Below are 13,910 nucleotides of genomic sequence, written 5' to 3'. Positions count from 1 at the left end.
ATCAGAAGCAACGACTGAACAGCGGTTGCGAGGCATACCCCATCCCTTCTCCCAGGAGGCGGTGCGCTTTTGTCCCGTGCGGCAGTTCTGGCAACGGATCACTCCTGCGCAAGGTTGACCACGTCGCTTGCCCAGCTCAGGGCAGCGGACACGTTGGGAAATCCGATGGTACTGGTGAGCAGCATAATGGCGTGGTACACTTCGTCCGCCGTTGCACCGGCGCGCAAGGCCCTCTTTGCATGGCTGTGCACCGCCCCTTCTGAACGAATGGCCGCAGCTGCAGCCAACTGGATGAGCTGCGACTGCTTCTCGTCTATGGGACCCGCCTGCCGCACGGCCTTGCCAAGATCTTCGACCGCTTCGATAAATTCCTTGTGCTTTGCCTTGAGCGTCGTGAACCATTCGGGATATTTCTTCTCTGCCATACCAACCTCCTCACCACAATCTGTGTAGTTGTAATCCATAGTTTCCAAGACTGTGTATCAGTCCGGGCAAGAACCCATTTTTTTTAAACACGGTACTCGTTCGGGTGTTCTGTCTGCCCACCAAGCCTCTTGATTCCAACCCCATTATTATTTAATTATCCAATAGTTTCAAAGAAATCCATAGATCTTTCATAACCTGGGTGTGAAATTGCCGCATTGGCTCGACTGCCTCCCACTGGCGTGGACCTTTGCGCAAGCCCAAGCTGCTTATCAATGTTGAACGGCAAACGCGCCGTCTGGTTTTGCTGGCTGGCGGCGGGCGCGGCACCCACCAGGTTTATGGCAACACATTGGGCATGGCTCGGGCGAGGGGACGTACGATGATGGGGCGACCGTGAAGGGTGGGAAAAAAGTCACGGATCCGCTGAACGCAGGCAGGCGCATTGCGGTTTCGGCAAACGTCAATGCGCATCACTCATGGGAGCTGGTCGATTGTCTCTGGCCACCAGGTAGTTCGGCTTCACCTTAAGGTCGGCTTCCACCCGGGCGGTCGCGTAGTCGGCTCCAACTTTGGTAACCCTGACGTTGCCGACGCGCCGACCACCGTCATCAACCACTATCAGGGAATCGCCGACTGCGATTCCGTCCTTTTCCCCGAAGCCAAAGCTCACTTCACTACCTTCTTTGTGCCTGGTGACCTTGAAAATAGTCGCCAGCCCGCTTTGATTGAGGCGTGCCTCGCGCTGAGACGACAGCCTGAATGAAAAGAGCAGGCAGATCAACAACAGTGGAAACGTGAAGGCTGTCACCGACCAGGGAGGAACTCCCAGGTATCTGCGAAACACAGAGTTAAAACTATTCCGATAAGCCGCTTCATCCTCGAACACGACCACTGTATATTGAGATTCCTCTTCGGATGGCGTCTGCCAGCGCAACAGGGTCTTGAAATGATAAGTGCCGGCCGCTGCCGTTGGGGCCGCATGGACCTTGCCGCGCCACATCCTGCCTCGCCCCTCCACATAATTGACGGTGATGAGGGGAGAATCGGCAACGAAGGTCAGATCCTCGAGGGCTGGAATCCTGTCTGCCGAAAGTTTGCCCGAGGCAAATTCCGTCTCCCCCGGGAAAATGCGACACAGTTCGTCAGGCTCCGTATAACCGGAATAGACCGTATCCAAAACTGATAAGAGGAAGAGAATCCCCAGTATCGCCCCAATTCGACTAAGAATTTGACTCATCTGATGGTCCGATCCGCGCACCCGGTCTGTCACGAATTGACAGCCGCCGATTCAGGTTCAGGGGTGTACATCTTCTTGATCGCGATTCTGCTCGCGATAACCGTGACCAAAGCCAGGGGAATGAAGCTTCTCAGGAAAAAACCCGTCATATCGTCCTGAAAATGATGGCCGAAATAGATGCATCCGGTCAATTCCAAAAGGAGCAGAACATCCATAACGACGACCACAATTCTTTGTCTGAAGTTGAGAGTCTTGCTCATTGTCTTCGCCTGTCCTCTTTGCCGGCAGCCGTACCGACTGATTATCGGCAAGGGAAATGCCCGCTCATGCAACGGGCATTTCCTGCCTCAAGTTTTATGCAAACCCGTTACTTTTTGCGCAGATCCTGTTTGGAAACGTTCATGACCTTGATCGCCACTCGATCCGTCCCCTTCACTTCGTAAGCGATCCGCAAGATATCACCGGGCTCAGGCGTTAGGCCCATTTTTGCGCTGGCAACGTTGTAGCTGGTCACGGTACCCGTTGCCTCACCGTAAGGGTTTTCATCCGTGAAATTGAGGTTGTATTCTTCGACACTGATCACTTTATCGTCCTGGTTGTAGCTGATACACTTGCCCTGACAGACCTCGGCGGCAGAAGCCAGGGAGGTCAGACAGAAGAGCGCAGCCAGGGTCACACACAGAAAAATCGTTTTTCTTTTCATATGATCAACTCCCTTCAGGCAGCAAATTAGCTTTTATAGGCGGAAGCAGCTTGTTCCCGCAGCTTTTTTTCGCGCAATTCGGCGGCTGCACCCTTGAACATCACCACGCAGATCCATATGGATATGATGCTGATGGTGCCAAGGATCAGGGTGGTTGCAGCCCAGTCCACCTTGTATTGCTTTAAGATAATGGAGATCATGCAGCCGAGGACGGCAAACCCGAAGGCGATGCGTATCCCGTAGCCGCGCGCATATTTGGTGGCTACCGTGCCGATCTGGGCGCCGATGGCCGCGCCGGTGAGCATCACAAACACCGCGACCAACTCGATGCGACCTTTCAATGTGTAGGTGAAAGCGCCGTAGAGACCGGAAATCATGACTTCAAACAGATCGGTACCGACGGCGATGTGGGTCGGGCAACCAATCAGGTAGACCAGCGCGGGCATGCGCAGCAAACCGCCGCCGATTCCCAGGAAACCTGCCAGAACGCCGGTCAAGTAGCTGACGATGATGGGCAGCCAGGCCGAACAGGTGAAGCCGGCGGCCTTGAAGTGCATCATCGGCGGGATATTGATTTTATGCAGCGTCTTGTACCAGGTGATGCCCTCGGTGCCCTTTTCGCCATCGACGATGCCGGCTTTCTTCTTCTTTTCCGCTTTGTAATAATCGTAAAAGACCATTAATGCGATGAGAGCGAGAAACACGACGTAAACCCAGCGCACCACCTTGCCCACCTGGCCGATGCGCTCGAGGTACATGACGATTTGCGCACCGCATTCGATACCGACCATGGTGCCCGCCAGCATCACAAAGCCCAGTTTGTAATCGACATTGCCGAATTTCGAATGGCGCATGGTCGATACCATGGACTTGCCGGCAATGTGGGCGATATCCGTTCCGATTGCGAAAGCCATGGGGAATCCCAGAATATTGAGGCCCGGCGTGACCATCCAGGCACCGCCCATGCCAAAAAATCCACCGATCACTCCGACCGAGAATCCGATCAAAACCAAACCCGGCCAGAAAATTTCCACTCCCGCGATGGGCATGTACATATATAACCAATCCATACTCGTCTCCTTTCAGAAAAAATTGGAGCTTTTCGCCCTAGTGTTCGATGATCTTTCGCGATTTGAGGTCCAACCCGGTCCGCGACATGAAAAAATCCATCACCAGCCCCAGAAAGCATCCGTAAGCTGCCGTGAGGACCACCGCCCAAACGGCGAACAGCAAAATGTTTGTGTTGTAGAGATTGGCAAAATACTTCATGACACCGGTGATGCGCCGGGTATCAGCCACCACTACCAGTTCCGAAGCCTTGCCCCCGGCGGCCAGTGCCATGGCGGGCAATACCAGATAGGCCATCATGCAAAAGCAGAAAATTTTGGAAATTAACGATCTCATAAGTGACTCCTCTTGTTCCTTAATGATTCATCGCAAGGGTTCATCCGACCTCAGCAGTAAAACCAACTCCTCCCATCCTTTCCCTTACTTTGCGTTTGCCACCCGAACACTATCACCCCCTTTTCGTGACTTGAGGCCGCAGCCATTGGGCCTGAGTGTGAGCAAGGGACGTACCAGTGCAGTTGGCACAATTTTGCAAGATAATGTATAACTGATTGTAATATATAACTTTTTATAGATATTAAAAAATCTGAGGGGACAACAGGTTGGGTAAATCCTGCAAGTTTTTGCGCGGCAATTTGACCGTCAGACGAGCCCGAAAGCAATCCGGCAAGGCTACTTTGCACGAAACCGACATTTACCTGCAAGATAGATAATATTATAATTTATTTCATATTGTTAAACGCATGCAGCGGGGATCGGCATGAGGCCGGCAACAACTTTTTACAATCTGTAAAGAATCATGACAGAAAAGCAAGGCCCGACTTCCTAATGATTCTTCCCTAGAAACTTTATCTATTATATTTCAATCAGTTAATCAACATCTACCAAATCAGGGTAATGGCACACCCATTGCTTATCACATTCATCCTGACGGGAATGAGGCGCCATTTTCCTCTGGATCTCAGGCAGATGGCTGAAGCTAATGGAGAAACCGACAGATGAAGCTATGGCGTGATCTAAACGATGGACTCAATTTCTCCTGGCTGGAGAACTCCATTTTCCATTCGTTGCGCATCAGAACGAAGCTGCTCATGGCCCTCATTCCCTCCACGATTCTCATCCTGGTTGCCACCGGCATCGTCACCAACTGGTTTTCAGGCCAATTTCTCAACGAGGCCATCCAGAGGACTGTGCGACTGCAGACGCTTGCCCTGGCGCACGAAGTGGAGACCTTTCTCAACCAGTGCAGGGAAGACGTCCTCACGCTCTCCAGGCAACGTCTGGATGAATACACCCTGCGGCATTTTTTTGCTTCCAGGAAAGAGATCAGGGGATGGGCCTATGCGGAAGCGGCCTACTTGAGCAAGGGTGAGGAGGAATCGGTCTATTTGATCGAGGCGGACGGGGTCTTCAATGCCGTTCCCTCTTCGGAGATTTCTCTCATCAGGCCGGACCCGCGCGAAACCGCCGAAAAGCTGCAGCCGCTGGGTAACAACGGCGTATGGATTTCACCCGTGATAGAAGCAATTTATCCTGTCAAATTGAATTCTCCCTACCGTGCACCCCTCACCAATAAGGTCATACGCTTCACTACTCTGCACTACAACCATGACGGCGTCGTGGACGGGCTCGTCTTGCTGTCTGTCAGCGCTTTGGGACTGCGCGATATCTTGTCGCTGTTCAACTCCCCGCACTCGCCGATTTTTGCCTACATCAGAAGCCCCGAACTGAGGTATTCCTACCTGGTTGACAGTGAGGGATGGATCTGGTTCCAGTCTCGATCCACCCAAACCAAACCCGAATCGTTGTCGACCCATGTGGCGCGCACCGGTTTTTCAGGAACTTTCGGCAAGCCCGGATTGGAATCCGCTTTTCGGCCCCTGCCGCAGCACACGGCATACTGGCAGATGGTAAAGGACATCCAGCAGGGAAAACACGGCATCGTGGCCATGAAAGACGAGGGAGACGAGAAATCCTCGGTAACCGACACCTTTTTTGTGAGTTATGCTCCCATCCAGTTCGTATCCAGTCCCGGTCAGGCCCCCGGTGTTTATGCCGGAGTAGCCTTTGTCGACCGCAGCCGGCTCGGGCTCTGGGCAGGCTATCGGCAGATCGATGTGATATTCGTCATCACGCTTCTCACGACGTTGCTCATTTCGGCCATCATTGTCGCCTTGAGCCGTATCATCACGCGCCCCATTCTACGGCTGGCCGCAGCGGTCAACACCATCCAGGAAACGGGAGAATTCCGACAAATCGAATTGCGCGATCACGACTATGAAACCAGCTTTTTGAAATACTCGATCAACAACATGCTTTCTACCATCACGCAGCAAGTGGCTGAAATTCGCATAAAAGATGAGAAACTGCTGGAATCCACCCAGAGGGAGAGGGCAAAGCTCGAGGATGAAATTCGAACCCTCAAACAGAATTTTCTATTTCAAAACATTCAGGACATCGTCGGACTGGGACCCGTCATCGAATCTCTCAAAACGGATATCCTGAAAGCCGCTTCGGTTGAGGCGGATGTGCTTCTCATCGGCGAAACGGGAACGGGCAAGCAGTTGACCGCGGAAGCTATTCACAAGAATAGTTCGCGCGCCAATCAGCCCTTTGTTTCGGTGAATTGCGGCGCCCTTGATGAAAACCTGTTGCTCGATGAATTGTTCGGCCATGTGAAGGGCGCCTTTACCGAGGCGAAGACCGACCGCAAGGGAGCTTTCCTGGCCGCTGATGGCGGCACCCTTTTCTTGGATGAAATCGGCACCGCCTCCCCTAAAGTCCAGCAGTCGCTGCTGCGGGCCATTGCCATGCGCAAAATTTCGCCTTTGGGCAGCGATCGGGAATTCGATGTGGACGTCCGCGTGATCGCAGCCACCAATGAAGAGCTCAAGGCCATGGTGGAACAGGGCAGGTTCCGGGAAGATTTGTATTACCGGCTGAATGTCATCACCATTCGTTCACCGGCCCTGCGGGATCACAAAGAAGACATCCCCATCCTGGCCGATCACTTTTTGAAGGAAGCGGGCCGCCAGATGAACAAACAGTACATCGGCCTGACCCAGGGGGCTCTGGAAAAGTTGAAAGGGTACCACTGGCCGGGTAACGTGCGTGAACTGAAAAACTGTATCACCCGCGCGGTAGCCATGGCTGAAGGGTCGCTCATTCACACGCAGGACATCGCATTGGATGTGGACGATTCAGCAAACACCGGGAACGGCTCTGCAGAACCCCCCACTGATTCGGCCGTGGGCTTCCCCGCCCAACATCCTCCCCTGCCTCTTGTTGGAGTCCGGTTGAACAAGCGGCAGGAGAAGATTCTTTCTGTTTTGTTGGAAGCCGGTGAGATCAGCCGTTCGGAATATCAACAAATCGTTGGCGATGGACTGCCCACGCGGACTGCTGTGTATGACTTGCAGGACCTGGTCAAAAAGGGAATCGTGCGCAAGGTGGGGCGCGGACCGGCAGTGCGCTACCGCCTCAACAAAATATAGCCCGCGGGCTGGTGCTGCCAAGATCATGCTTTTGGTGTAAATTGGGTTGAGTCACGCGTTTGGCGTGACGAAACCCACCGCCCATTTTGCTGGGTTTTGTACCTCAACCCAGCCTACTTGGAAGCCAAAATCATTTTCTTGAACAGTCTCGGACAATAGGACAGCATAAGGGCTGGGCTATGTGCCGCGCAGGAGCCGAAAAACCTGGCGAGCCCAATGGCGGGGACGTCCATCAAGTGAAGGAGAGCAGTGTATGGCAAGCAGCTGGAATCCTCTGAAATTTCTCAAAAAAAAACCAGCCTCCAGGGGCACGAATCTAGCCGAGATTTTTCAGAAAAAATATGGCAGCTTTAAAGAATTGCTCGACTCCAATTCGGAAATGGGCGCCATCATAGCGGATATCACCAAGAAACTGCAGGGGGAAGACCTGTTCGGCATGTCTTACGTGCGGTCACAAACGGCCCTGGCGGTATTTCATGCGCTGCGTATGATCCGCAGCCTCAATGGGCTTGCCAACAACGAGTATGCAGTTCTTTATCAGGTCCTCGAAGAGATCCGGGGCAATATTCGCCGGGAAATTCGCGAACGGGAAGGTGATCGACCGATTGACGAGCTGGTGCTGCCATACCATGAGATCAACAAAGACACGGTTGACTGGGTGGGGGGCAAGAACGCCAACCTCGGCGAAGTGTTGAATAAGGCGCGGCTGCCGATCCCCGAAGGATTTGCCATAACCACCCGGGCTTACCAGTTTTTTCTCGAAGAAAATGATCTCGTTGACCATATCAACAAGCAAAAAATGGAATTCGATGCGCACAACCCGGAGGAAATTCAGCGTATCAGCGAGGCCATACAGCGTCTCATCCTAACCGCCGAGGTCCCACCCAGGCTCGAACGGGAAATATTGCAGGCGTACGATGCCCTGCTGGAAGAAACAAAACGGCACGGGAGCCATCCGCACAACCTGTGGATGGCCATGAGGAGCAGTGCCGTCGGTGAAGACAGTGAATTGTCCTTTGCCGGTCAGTACGTCTCCATGTTGAACGTCCCCAGAGAAAAATTGAGTTCCACTTACAAGATCATTGTGGCGAGCCTCTACACTCCAAGGGCGATAACCTACCGATACAACAAGGGCATTCGCGATGAAGACGTGGCCATGAGTGTGGCCTGTCTGCGCATGGTGGACTCCATTGCCAGCGGCGTCATGTATTCGCGCCATCCCTTTTATCCGGCCGATGACCATGTGATCATAACCGCCGTGTGGGGGCTGGGCCCCTATGCGGTGGATGGGGTCATCACTCCGGACACCTACCGCGTCGCCAAAGACCCCGAGCCGACAATCATTGAACGCAACATCTCGCATAAGCCGGTGCAGCTGGTGACCGATCCCAAAGGGGGGTTGCAGGAAATTGCCGTACCCGCGGAACGGCAAAATGCGTCCTGCCTGGCTGACCACCAGATCAAGGAATTGGCGAAATACGCCAGGAAACTTGAAGAACACTACGGGGGACCGCAGGATTCCGAATGGACTTTGGATCGGGACGGACGGCTATTGATCCTGCAGTCGCGCCCGTTGCATCTCAAACAATCCTCCCAGGCCCATTTTACCGAGCACGCTCTGGCCCTTGCAGGCGAGACGGTGCTGGTGGAAGGCGGCCAGGCGGCGTGCCCCGGAGTTGGATACGGGATAGCGCATCATATCCATGCGGAGGAGGATCTCTTCGATTTTCCCGAAGGCGGCGTTTTGATCGCCCGCCATTCTTCACCCCAATATGTGGTCGTGATGCCAAAGGCGGCCGCCATCGTCACCGATTCCGGCAGCGTGACCGGGCACATGGCCTCATTAACCCGAGAATTCGAAGTACCCGCCATTCTTGATGCCAAGACCGCCACTCAGGCCATTCCCCACGGGACCGAGATCACCGTCGATGCCTATGGGTGCAAAGTCTATGCGGGCAAAGTTGAAGCCCTCGTTGCAACGGCCGCTCAGCGCCGGCCGTACATGAAAGGCACCCCGGTGTACGAAACCCTCCAGCGGGTATCCCAGTGGATCGTCCCCCTCCACCTGATCAATCCCAAGGCCCCGAATTTCACCCCACGCGGCTGCCAATCGCTGCACGACATCATGCGCTATGTCCATGAAGTTTCCTACGACGCAATGTTCAAAATCAGCGACGTGGTGTCGGGGGGGGAAGGTGCGGCCCTCAAGCTCCAGTCCCCTATTCCGTTGGATCTCTACATCATCGATTTGGGAACGGGTCTGGCGCATGTCAAGCCGGGAGTCACGCGCGTCACCATCGATCAGGTGGCCTCCCTGCCTTTCAGGGCGCTGCTCAAGGGCATGCTGCATGAGGACCTGGCAGCCTTTGAGCCGCGCCCCATAGAATTGAAAGGCTTTTTCTCCGTGATGACTCAGCAAATGCTGGCACCCCCCAATCTCGCCATGGAACGCTTCGGGGACCGCAGCTACGCCATCGTCTCGGACAAATATGTCAATTTCAGCTCGCGGGTCGGCTACCACTATAGCGTGCTCGACAGCTACTGTGGAGACACCGTCAACAAGAACTACATCACCTTTTCCTTTATGGGAGGCGCCGCCGACGAGGTACGGCGCAATCGCCGCGCGCGCCTCATCGCGCACATTCTGCGGGAACTGCACTTCAGTGTCGATGTGGTGGGAGACAGAACGACCGCCCGTTTTCAGAAATACGAGCAGACCCTCACCGAGGAACGGCTCGAGCTGCTGGGGCGACTGCTGCAATTCACCCGCCAGTTGGACATGATCATGAACAACGAACAAAGTGTCGTGGCGCTGGCCAACCGATTCCTGCAGGGCAAATACAAACTGGATTGAGGCCCGTGGTCACCGGGCGTATGCCATCCCAGCGGACTTTCGTCGGGCGTTGGGCTGGCGCCTTGACCATCGAGCCGTTTTCTTATAAGTTGGGCTACTCGCTAAGGTGAGACGTCATCATCCCCGCCCTCAACCAGAGCAAAAGGAGTTAGAACTTGTGGGAGACTTATTTCAGTTTTCGTCCAGTACCTCTTTGAGCAAATTGACCGGGCGCCGGGCGCATAATCTCGAAGAACTGTTGGAGCTCGCAAAGACCTGCTCGGATTCATCCATTTTCTTTCATACGTTCTCAGCCTTCCGAAAAATGCGAGAAGTCCAAGTCCCATACAACAACGACTTTGCCATCTGGATTTCTCAAAATCTGGCGGAAGAAGCCTTATCCGAAAAGCTGACGGCGATCGAACTGGCCGAGCACAACACCATCGCCGGCCTGCGAAAGCGTATCGTCACCATTATTGAGGACTACAAGAAGGAAGCGTCGGAGGCCTTCGAGAGGACCGCAGTTAAGCCTTTCTATCTGTGCGATGCCGTGCGCATCGTCTATCTGACCGACAAGTTCGCCTACAACCTGAAATCTTTTCGCGAGGCGTTGGATTCGATCAGTGTGGACTCCATCTATTATCACTTCATTGAGTCCCGCCTGCAAACGCATCAGTCCACCGACGACTTTTCCCTGTGGATCGAGGAAAGTCTCGACATGCCCCAGTTAGCCGCAAAGATCAGGAACATAGACATGCACATCTACACCTTGGAGGGGCTGCGCAGAAAAATCGCAGCACTCATCGACAGCCATATCTAAGGCATATCCGGAAGGATGACCATGACCCTACCTAGCTTATTCGACTACCGGGACGTTGTAGGAAAGAACGTCGTCGAGGAACTGACCATACTGGCATCATATGTCGGCAACCGCTCGATCAAGATGGTCAATTCCACCGCAGTGGGCGGCGGCGTGGCCGAAATGCTGCACCGGGTGGTGCCCCTGCTCAATGAACTGGGCATACAAACCACCTGGGAAGTCATCAAGGGCGAACCCGATTTCTTTGATATAACCAAATCATTTCACAACGCGCTGCAGGGAAAGCAAGAACACTTCAGCAAGGAGACACTCGATACCTATCTGCATTACAACGAGCTCAATAATAAGGACATGACCTTCGATGAAGACCTCATCGTGATCCATGACCCGCAGCCGGCCGCCCTCATTCACTGGAATCCAAAGCGAAAGAACAAATGGGTGTGGCGCTGCCATATCGACCTGTCGCATCCCAATCAGCAGCTGTGGCGCTTCCTGCAAACCTACATCGAACAATACGATGCAGCGATTTTTTCGTCACCGCTTTTTTCTCCGGAGCTCGCCATTCCCCAATATCAATTCTACCCCACCATCGATCCTCTGGCGGACAAAAACAAAGAACTGGATACCGATTATATCGACCAGGTTCTGGAAAAGTACGGAATTCCCCGGGACAAGCCGCTGGTCACCCAGATTTCGCGCTACGACCCGTGGAAGGATCCGGTGGGAGTTATCCAGGCTTACCAATTGGCCCGTAAGTATGTCGATTGCCGGCTGCTGCTGGTGGGGGACAAAGCGGCCGACGATCCGGAAGCGGAAAAGATTCTGCAAACGGTCAAGGAGACCGCCGGGAATGATCCGGATATCCACATCATCTATCTGACCAAATCCATTGCATCCGAAATCAATGCCTTCCAAAGGGCATCGGACGTTGTCCTGCAGAAGTCTCTACGGGAAGGGTTCGCTTTGACCGTGTCCGAAGCTCTGTGGAAGCGTCGACCCGTTATCGGCAGTGCGGTGGGGGGCATTCCGGCTCAAATCATCCACGGCTACACCGGCGTTCTGGTCCATTCGGTGGAAGGCGCCAGCCTGCAGATTCGAGGACTGCTCAACCAGCCTGATTTTGCCGCGAAATTGGGCGAAAATGGCCACCAAAGAGTCAAAGACGAATTTTTGATCACCCAGAATCTGAAGCGCTACCTGCTTCTTCTGCTGGCCGTCGAGCGACCCGACGAGAGCTCCATACTGCTGGAATGATGCGCACGCCAAGCGGGGATTCATTCGCTGCAATGCCCCTGGCTAAACTTGACACTTGGGCGGTTTGTGACTAGATAAGGAACAATTATTTAACGAAATCGAAAGGAGATTTTGATGGTCCATGTTTCGCAGGAAGCTGACAAGGTGTTAAAAGAGTACTTCAAGGATAAGGAGATTGCTCCCATCCGCATATTTCTTCATTCAGGAGGTTGAGGCGGTCCTTCGCTGGCATTGGTTCTGGACGAACCTAAAGAGACCGACGAAGTGTTCAAGGTAAATGGCTACACCATGCTGATGGACAAAGATTTGCACACGGCCACCAAAGACGTCACGGTGGACTATGTGAATCACGGAATCCGGGCAGGATTCCAGGTGACATCCCAGGTGCCCGTGGCGGGTGGTGGCGGATGCGGCAGTACCTGCAGTTGTTAACAGTGGACGTATAGATCAACAAGCAACAGGCAGAAAAGATTGGGAATCAAACGGGGACGAGTTCCCCGTTTTTCACTTTGATATCCTTGAAAATTATCGTTAGAGCGTCTTTTTTGCTTTTCCCGGGTCGACCTGCGTCACCCAGTCGGATTCCCCTCAACCAGAGGACTCCCATGACCACGCCCAGGCAGGGTCACAACAGGGCACGAGTTCGCCTCTCGTCTTTACCCCGCACAACTTCTACCGGTTAAGCATTAGATGTTTCATGGTTTGCAGGCCTTGTTGATGGGTTTCGCTTCGCTCTGCCCATCCTACGGCTGCCAACATAATATTTTTGTGTAGGCTGGGCGGACTAACGTAGTCGTTTAGTTGCGCCACGGGTACTGCGTGACTCCACTCGACCTTCACCCGGGCAAGTCCTCTGCATTTCGTAAACCCTATTGCGAGGCGCTGTACCGAGTTTACAAACTGCAGTCAAAACAGTGGAAACAGCGTGCGCTGTTAGAGTATAATAGATCAAACATGCATAAAGGAGGACGGACCAAATGCACAGGCACTATCTTGTCAGAAATTCAAAGAGGTTGGTCGTTATTTCCGCCCTTATTTTTGGGTTCGTTCCGGCTGCATTTTTTGGCTGCAGCAATTTCTTGATCAACTATGACGGTGCAAAAATCCGTGCGGGATACGAGATTCCCCTGGTGACGGATGACAAAAAAATGGGGCATTACACGACTCGCGATTTGACCGTTGACTATGAATACCAGCTGCAAGGGGACACCCTGCACTTGTCCGGAAAAGTTCGCTTTTCCGATTTTCTTACGCGCGAGTATGGGCTGCGCTACTTCAACTTGAGCCTTCTCTTCGCCGACGGCGAAAACAATATCATTGGCAGCACATCCCTCACAAGTGCCGGCTACGGCGGGCCGATTACTTTCGACAGAACATTGAAGCTCCCCACCCAGGCCACCACGATGGCATTTGGATTCACCTATACCGGACAATCCATGGGCGGTGGTGAAGGCGCCGGCGGGTCCTATGATTTTTGGGACTACCCCGTCGTTCGCTGAAAAGGCCGCGGAGACACCTGCTGCCAAGTCCGGCAGCCGGGGAGCCCGTGCGGGAACTTCCTCTCCCTTAAGCTGACAATTACGCAAACGCGGCCCCGCGGCACTCGATGCACACTTCCTATCCCCGCGGGGGGGAGAGGCTCGGGCTGAGGGAGGTGAGGAATCCTCCAGTCCCGGACAAGTCGTTAAGGCCGCAGAAAGCGCACCAGCCATATACCGGCCAGAACCAGCAAAATCCCCGTAACGTTGTTGACCGCAACATTGGTCAAAGCTACGATGGGCGCCTCGCTGCGAATCGAATTCACCGTTTCCAGGGCGTACGTAGAAAAGGTCGTCAAGGCTCCCAGAAAACCCGTCATGAAGAACAGTCTGGCCGCTGGGCCGAGGAGGCTGGTGCGTTCTGCCAGGGCGAAGGAAACACCGATCAGAAAACAGCCTGTCAAATTAGCCATCAGGGTGCCCCAGGGAAAGCCGGCCCCCCACAATCCCGCCGCCATCAGCCCCATGCCGTAGCGGCACAACGCCCCGAGACTTCCTCCAATCATGACCAGAGCTATCTTGGTCAACACCCGCTGC

General features: G+C 53.9%; 13 protein-coding genes. 6 read left to right on the top strand and 7 right to left on the bottom strand.

The annotated features are described in order from the left end of the window. Positions 1-98: 98 nt before the first annotated feature. The 6 genes from K1V27_RS07985 to K1V27_RS07960 form a co-directional block, all read right to left on the bottom strand. Positions 99-425, bottom strand: a complete 327-nt coding sequence (locus K1V27_RS07985) for a carboxymuconolactone decarboxylase family protein (protein ID WP_258929131.1) — start codon at positions 423-425, stop codon at positions 99-101. Positions 426-886: 461 nt separating this feature from the next. Beyond that, positions 887-1,663, bottom strand: a complete 777-nt coding sequence (locus K1V27_RS07980; RefSeq protein ID WP_258929130.1) for a hypothetical protein — start codon at positions 1,661-1,663, stop codon at positions 887-889. Positions 1,664-1,692: 29 nt separating this feature from the next. Then, positions 1,693-1,923, bottom strand: a complete 231-nt coding sequence (locus K1V27_RS07975; RefSeq protein WP_258929129.1) for a hypothetical protein — start codon at positions 1,921-1,923, stop codon at positions 1,693-1,695. Between the two features lie 107 nt (positions 1,924-2,030). Then, complete coding sequence (locus K1V27_RS07970; protein ID WP_258929128.1) at positions 2,031-2,366, bottom strand: hypothetical protein; 336 nt, start codon at positions 2,364-2,366, stop codon at positions 2,031-2,033. A 26-nt stretch (positions 2,367-2,392) separates the two neighbouring features. Then, positions 2,393-3,436: a sulfite exporter TauE/SafE family protein gene (locus tag K1V27_RS07965; protein ID WP_258929127.1), complete on the bottom strand. Its 1,044-nt coding sequence runs from the start codon at positions 3,434-3,436 to the stop codon at positions 2,393-2,395. A 37-nt stretch (positions 3,437-3,473) separates the two neighbouring features. Continuing rightward, positions 3,474-3,770: a DVU0150 family protein gene (locus K1V27_RS07960; protein WP_258929126.1), complete on the bottom strand. Its 297-nt coding sequence runs from the start codon at positions 3,768-3,770 to the stop codon at positions 3,474-3,476. Between the two features lie 662 nt (positions 3,771-4,432). Here K1V27_RS07960 and K1V27_RS07955 point away from each other — a divergent pair. The 6 genes from K1V27_RS07955 (at position 4,433) to K1V27_RS07930 (ending at position 13,334) form a co-directional block, all read left to right on the top strand. Beyond that, complete coding sequence (locus tag K1V27_RS07955) at positions 4,433-6,928, top strand: sigma 54-interacting transcriptional regulator (protein WP_258929125.1); 2,496 nt, start codon at positions 4,433-4,435, stop codon at positions 6,926-6,928. A 253-nt stretch (positions 6,929-7,181) separates the two neighbouring features. Beyond that, positions 7,182-9,782 carry a PEP/pyruvate-binding domain-containing protein gene (locus tag K1V27_RS07950; RefSeq protein ID WP_258929124.1) on the top strand — a complete coding sequence of 867 codons (2,601 nt, stop codon included), beginning with the start codon at positions 7,182-7,184 and terminating at the stop codon, positions 9,780-9,782. A 157-nt stretch (positions 9,783-9,939) separates the two neighbouring features. Continuing rightward, entirely contained in the window at positions 9,940-10,581 is a 642-nt protein-coding gene (locus K1V27_RS07945; protein WP_258929123.1) for a DUF5752 family protein, read from the top strand. A gap of 21 nt (positions 10,582-10,602) precedes the next feature. Beyond that, positions 10,603-11,835, top strand: a complete 1,233-nt coding sequence (locus K1V27_RS07940; protein WP_258929122.1) for a glycosyltransferase — start codon at positions 10,603-10,605, stop codon at positions 11,833-11,835. Positions 11,836-11,949: 114 nt separating this feature from the next. Beyond that, positions 11,950-12,267 (top strand): IscA/HesB family protein, encoded by a 318-nt coding sequence (locus tag K1V27_RS22670; RefSeq protein ID WP_337833348.1) that lies wholly within the window; start codon positions 11,950-11,952, stop codon positions 12,265-12,267. Positions 12,268-12,812: 545 nt separating this feature from the next. After that, positions 12,813-13,334 carry a hypothetical protein gene (locus K1V27_RS07930; protein ID WP_258929120.1) on the top strand — a complete coding sequence of 174 codons (522 nt, stop codon included), beginning with the start codon at positions 12,813-12,815 and terminating at the stop codon, positions 13,332-13,334. 185 nt (positions 13,335-13,519) lie between these two features. On the opposite strand, the gene crcB is transcribed toward K1V27_RS07930, so the two are convergent. Beyond that, the gene (crcB, locus tag K1V27_RS07925; RefSeq protein WP_258929119.1) at positions 13,520-13,903 is read right to left on the bottom strand and encodes a fluoride efflux transporter CrcB; all 384 of its coding nucleotides are present in this window, start codon (positions 13,901-13,903) and stop codon (positions 13,520-13,522) included. Between the last annotated feature and the right edge of the window lie 7 nt (positions 13,904-13,910).

It is taken from the genome of Desulfoferrobacter suflitae, assembly GCF_022603395.1.
Taxonomy (GTDB): Bacteria; Desulfobacterota; Syntrophobacteria; order Syntrophobacterales; family Syntrophobacteraceae; genus Desulfoferrobacter; species Desulfoferrobacter suflitae.
The sequence above is the reverse complement of the archived record's forward strand: the minus strand, read 5'-3'. Positions and strand labels throughout refer to the sequence as shown.

What these genes read in the sequence shown, in the direction of transcription:
- K1V27_RS07985 (WP_258929131.1), bottom strand. Translation starts at nt 425, where the DNA reads ATGGCAGAGAAGAAATATCCCGAATGGTTCACGACGCTCAAGGCAAAG.
- K1V27_RS07980 (WP_258929130.1), bottom strand. Translation starts at nt 1,663, where the DNA reads ATGAGTCAAATTCTTAGTCGAATTGGGGCGATACTGGGGATTCTCTTC.
- K1V27_RS07975 (WP_258929129.1), bottom strand. Translation starts at nt 1,923, where the DNA reads ATGAGCAAGACTCTCAACTTCAGACAAAGAATTGTGGTCGTCGTTATG.
- K1V27_RS07970 (WP_258929128.1), bottom strand. Translation starts at nt 2,366, where the DNA reads ATGAAAAGAAAAACGATTTTTCTGTGTGTGACCCTGGCTGCGCTCTTC.
- K1V27_RS07965 (WP_258929127.1), bottom strand. Translation starts at nt 3,436, where the DNA reads ATGGATTGGTTATATATGTACATGCCCATCGCGGGAGTGGAAATTTTC.
- K1V27_RS07960 (WP_258929126.1), bottom strand. Translation starts at nt 3,770, where the DNA reads ATGAGATCGTTAATTTCCAAAATTTTCTGCTTTTGCATGATGGCCTAT.
- K1V27_RS07955 (WP_258929125.1), top strand. Translation starts at nt 4,433, where the DNA reads ATGAAGCTATGGCGTGATCTAAACGATGGACTCAATTTCTCCTGGCTG.
- K1V27_RS07950 (WP_258929124.1), top strand. Translation starts at nt 7,182, where the DNA reads ATGGCAAGCAGCTGGAATCCTCTGAAATTTCTCAAAAAAAAACCAGCC.
- K1V27_RS07940 (WP_258929122.1), top strand. Translation starts at nt 10,603, where the DNA reads ATGACCCTACCTAGCTTATTCGACTACCGGGACGTTGTAGGAAAGAAC.
- K1V27_RS07930 (WP_258929120.1), top strand. Translation starts at nt 12,813, where the DNA reads ATGCACAGGCACTATCTTGTCAGAAATTCAAAGAGGTTGGTCGTTATT.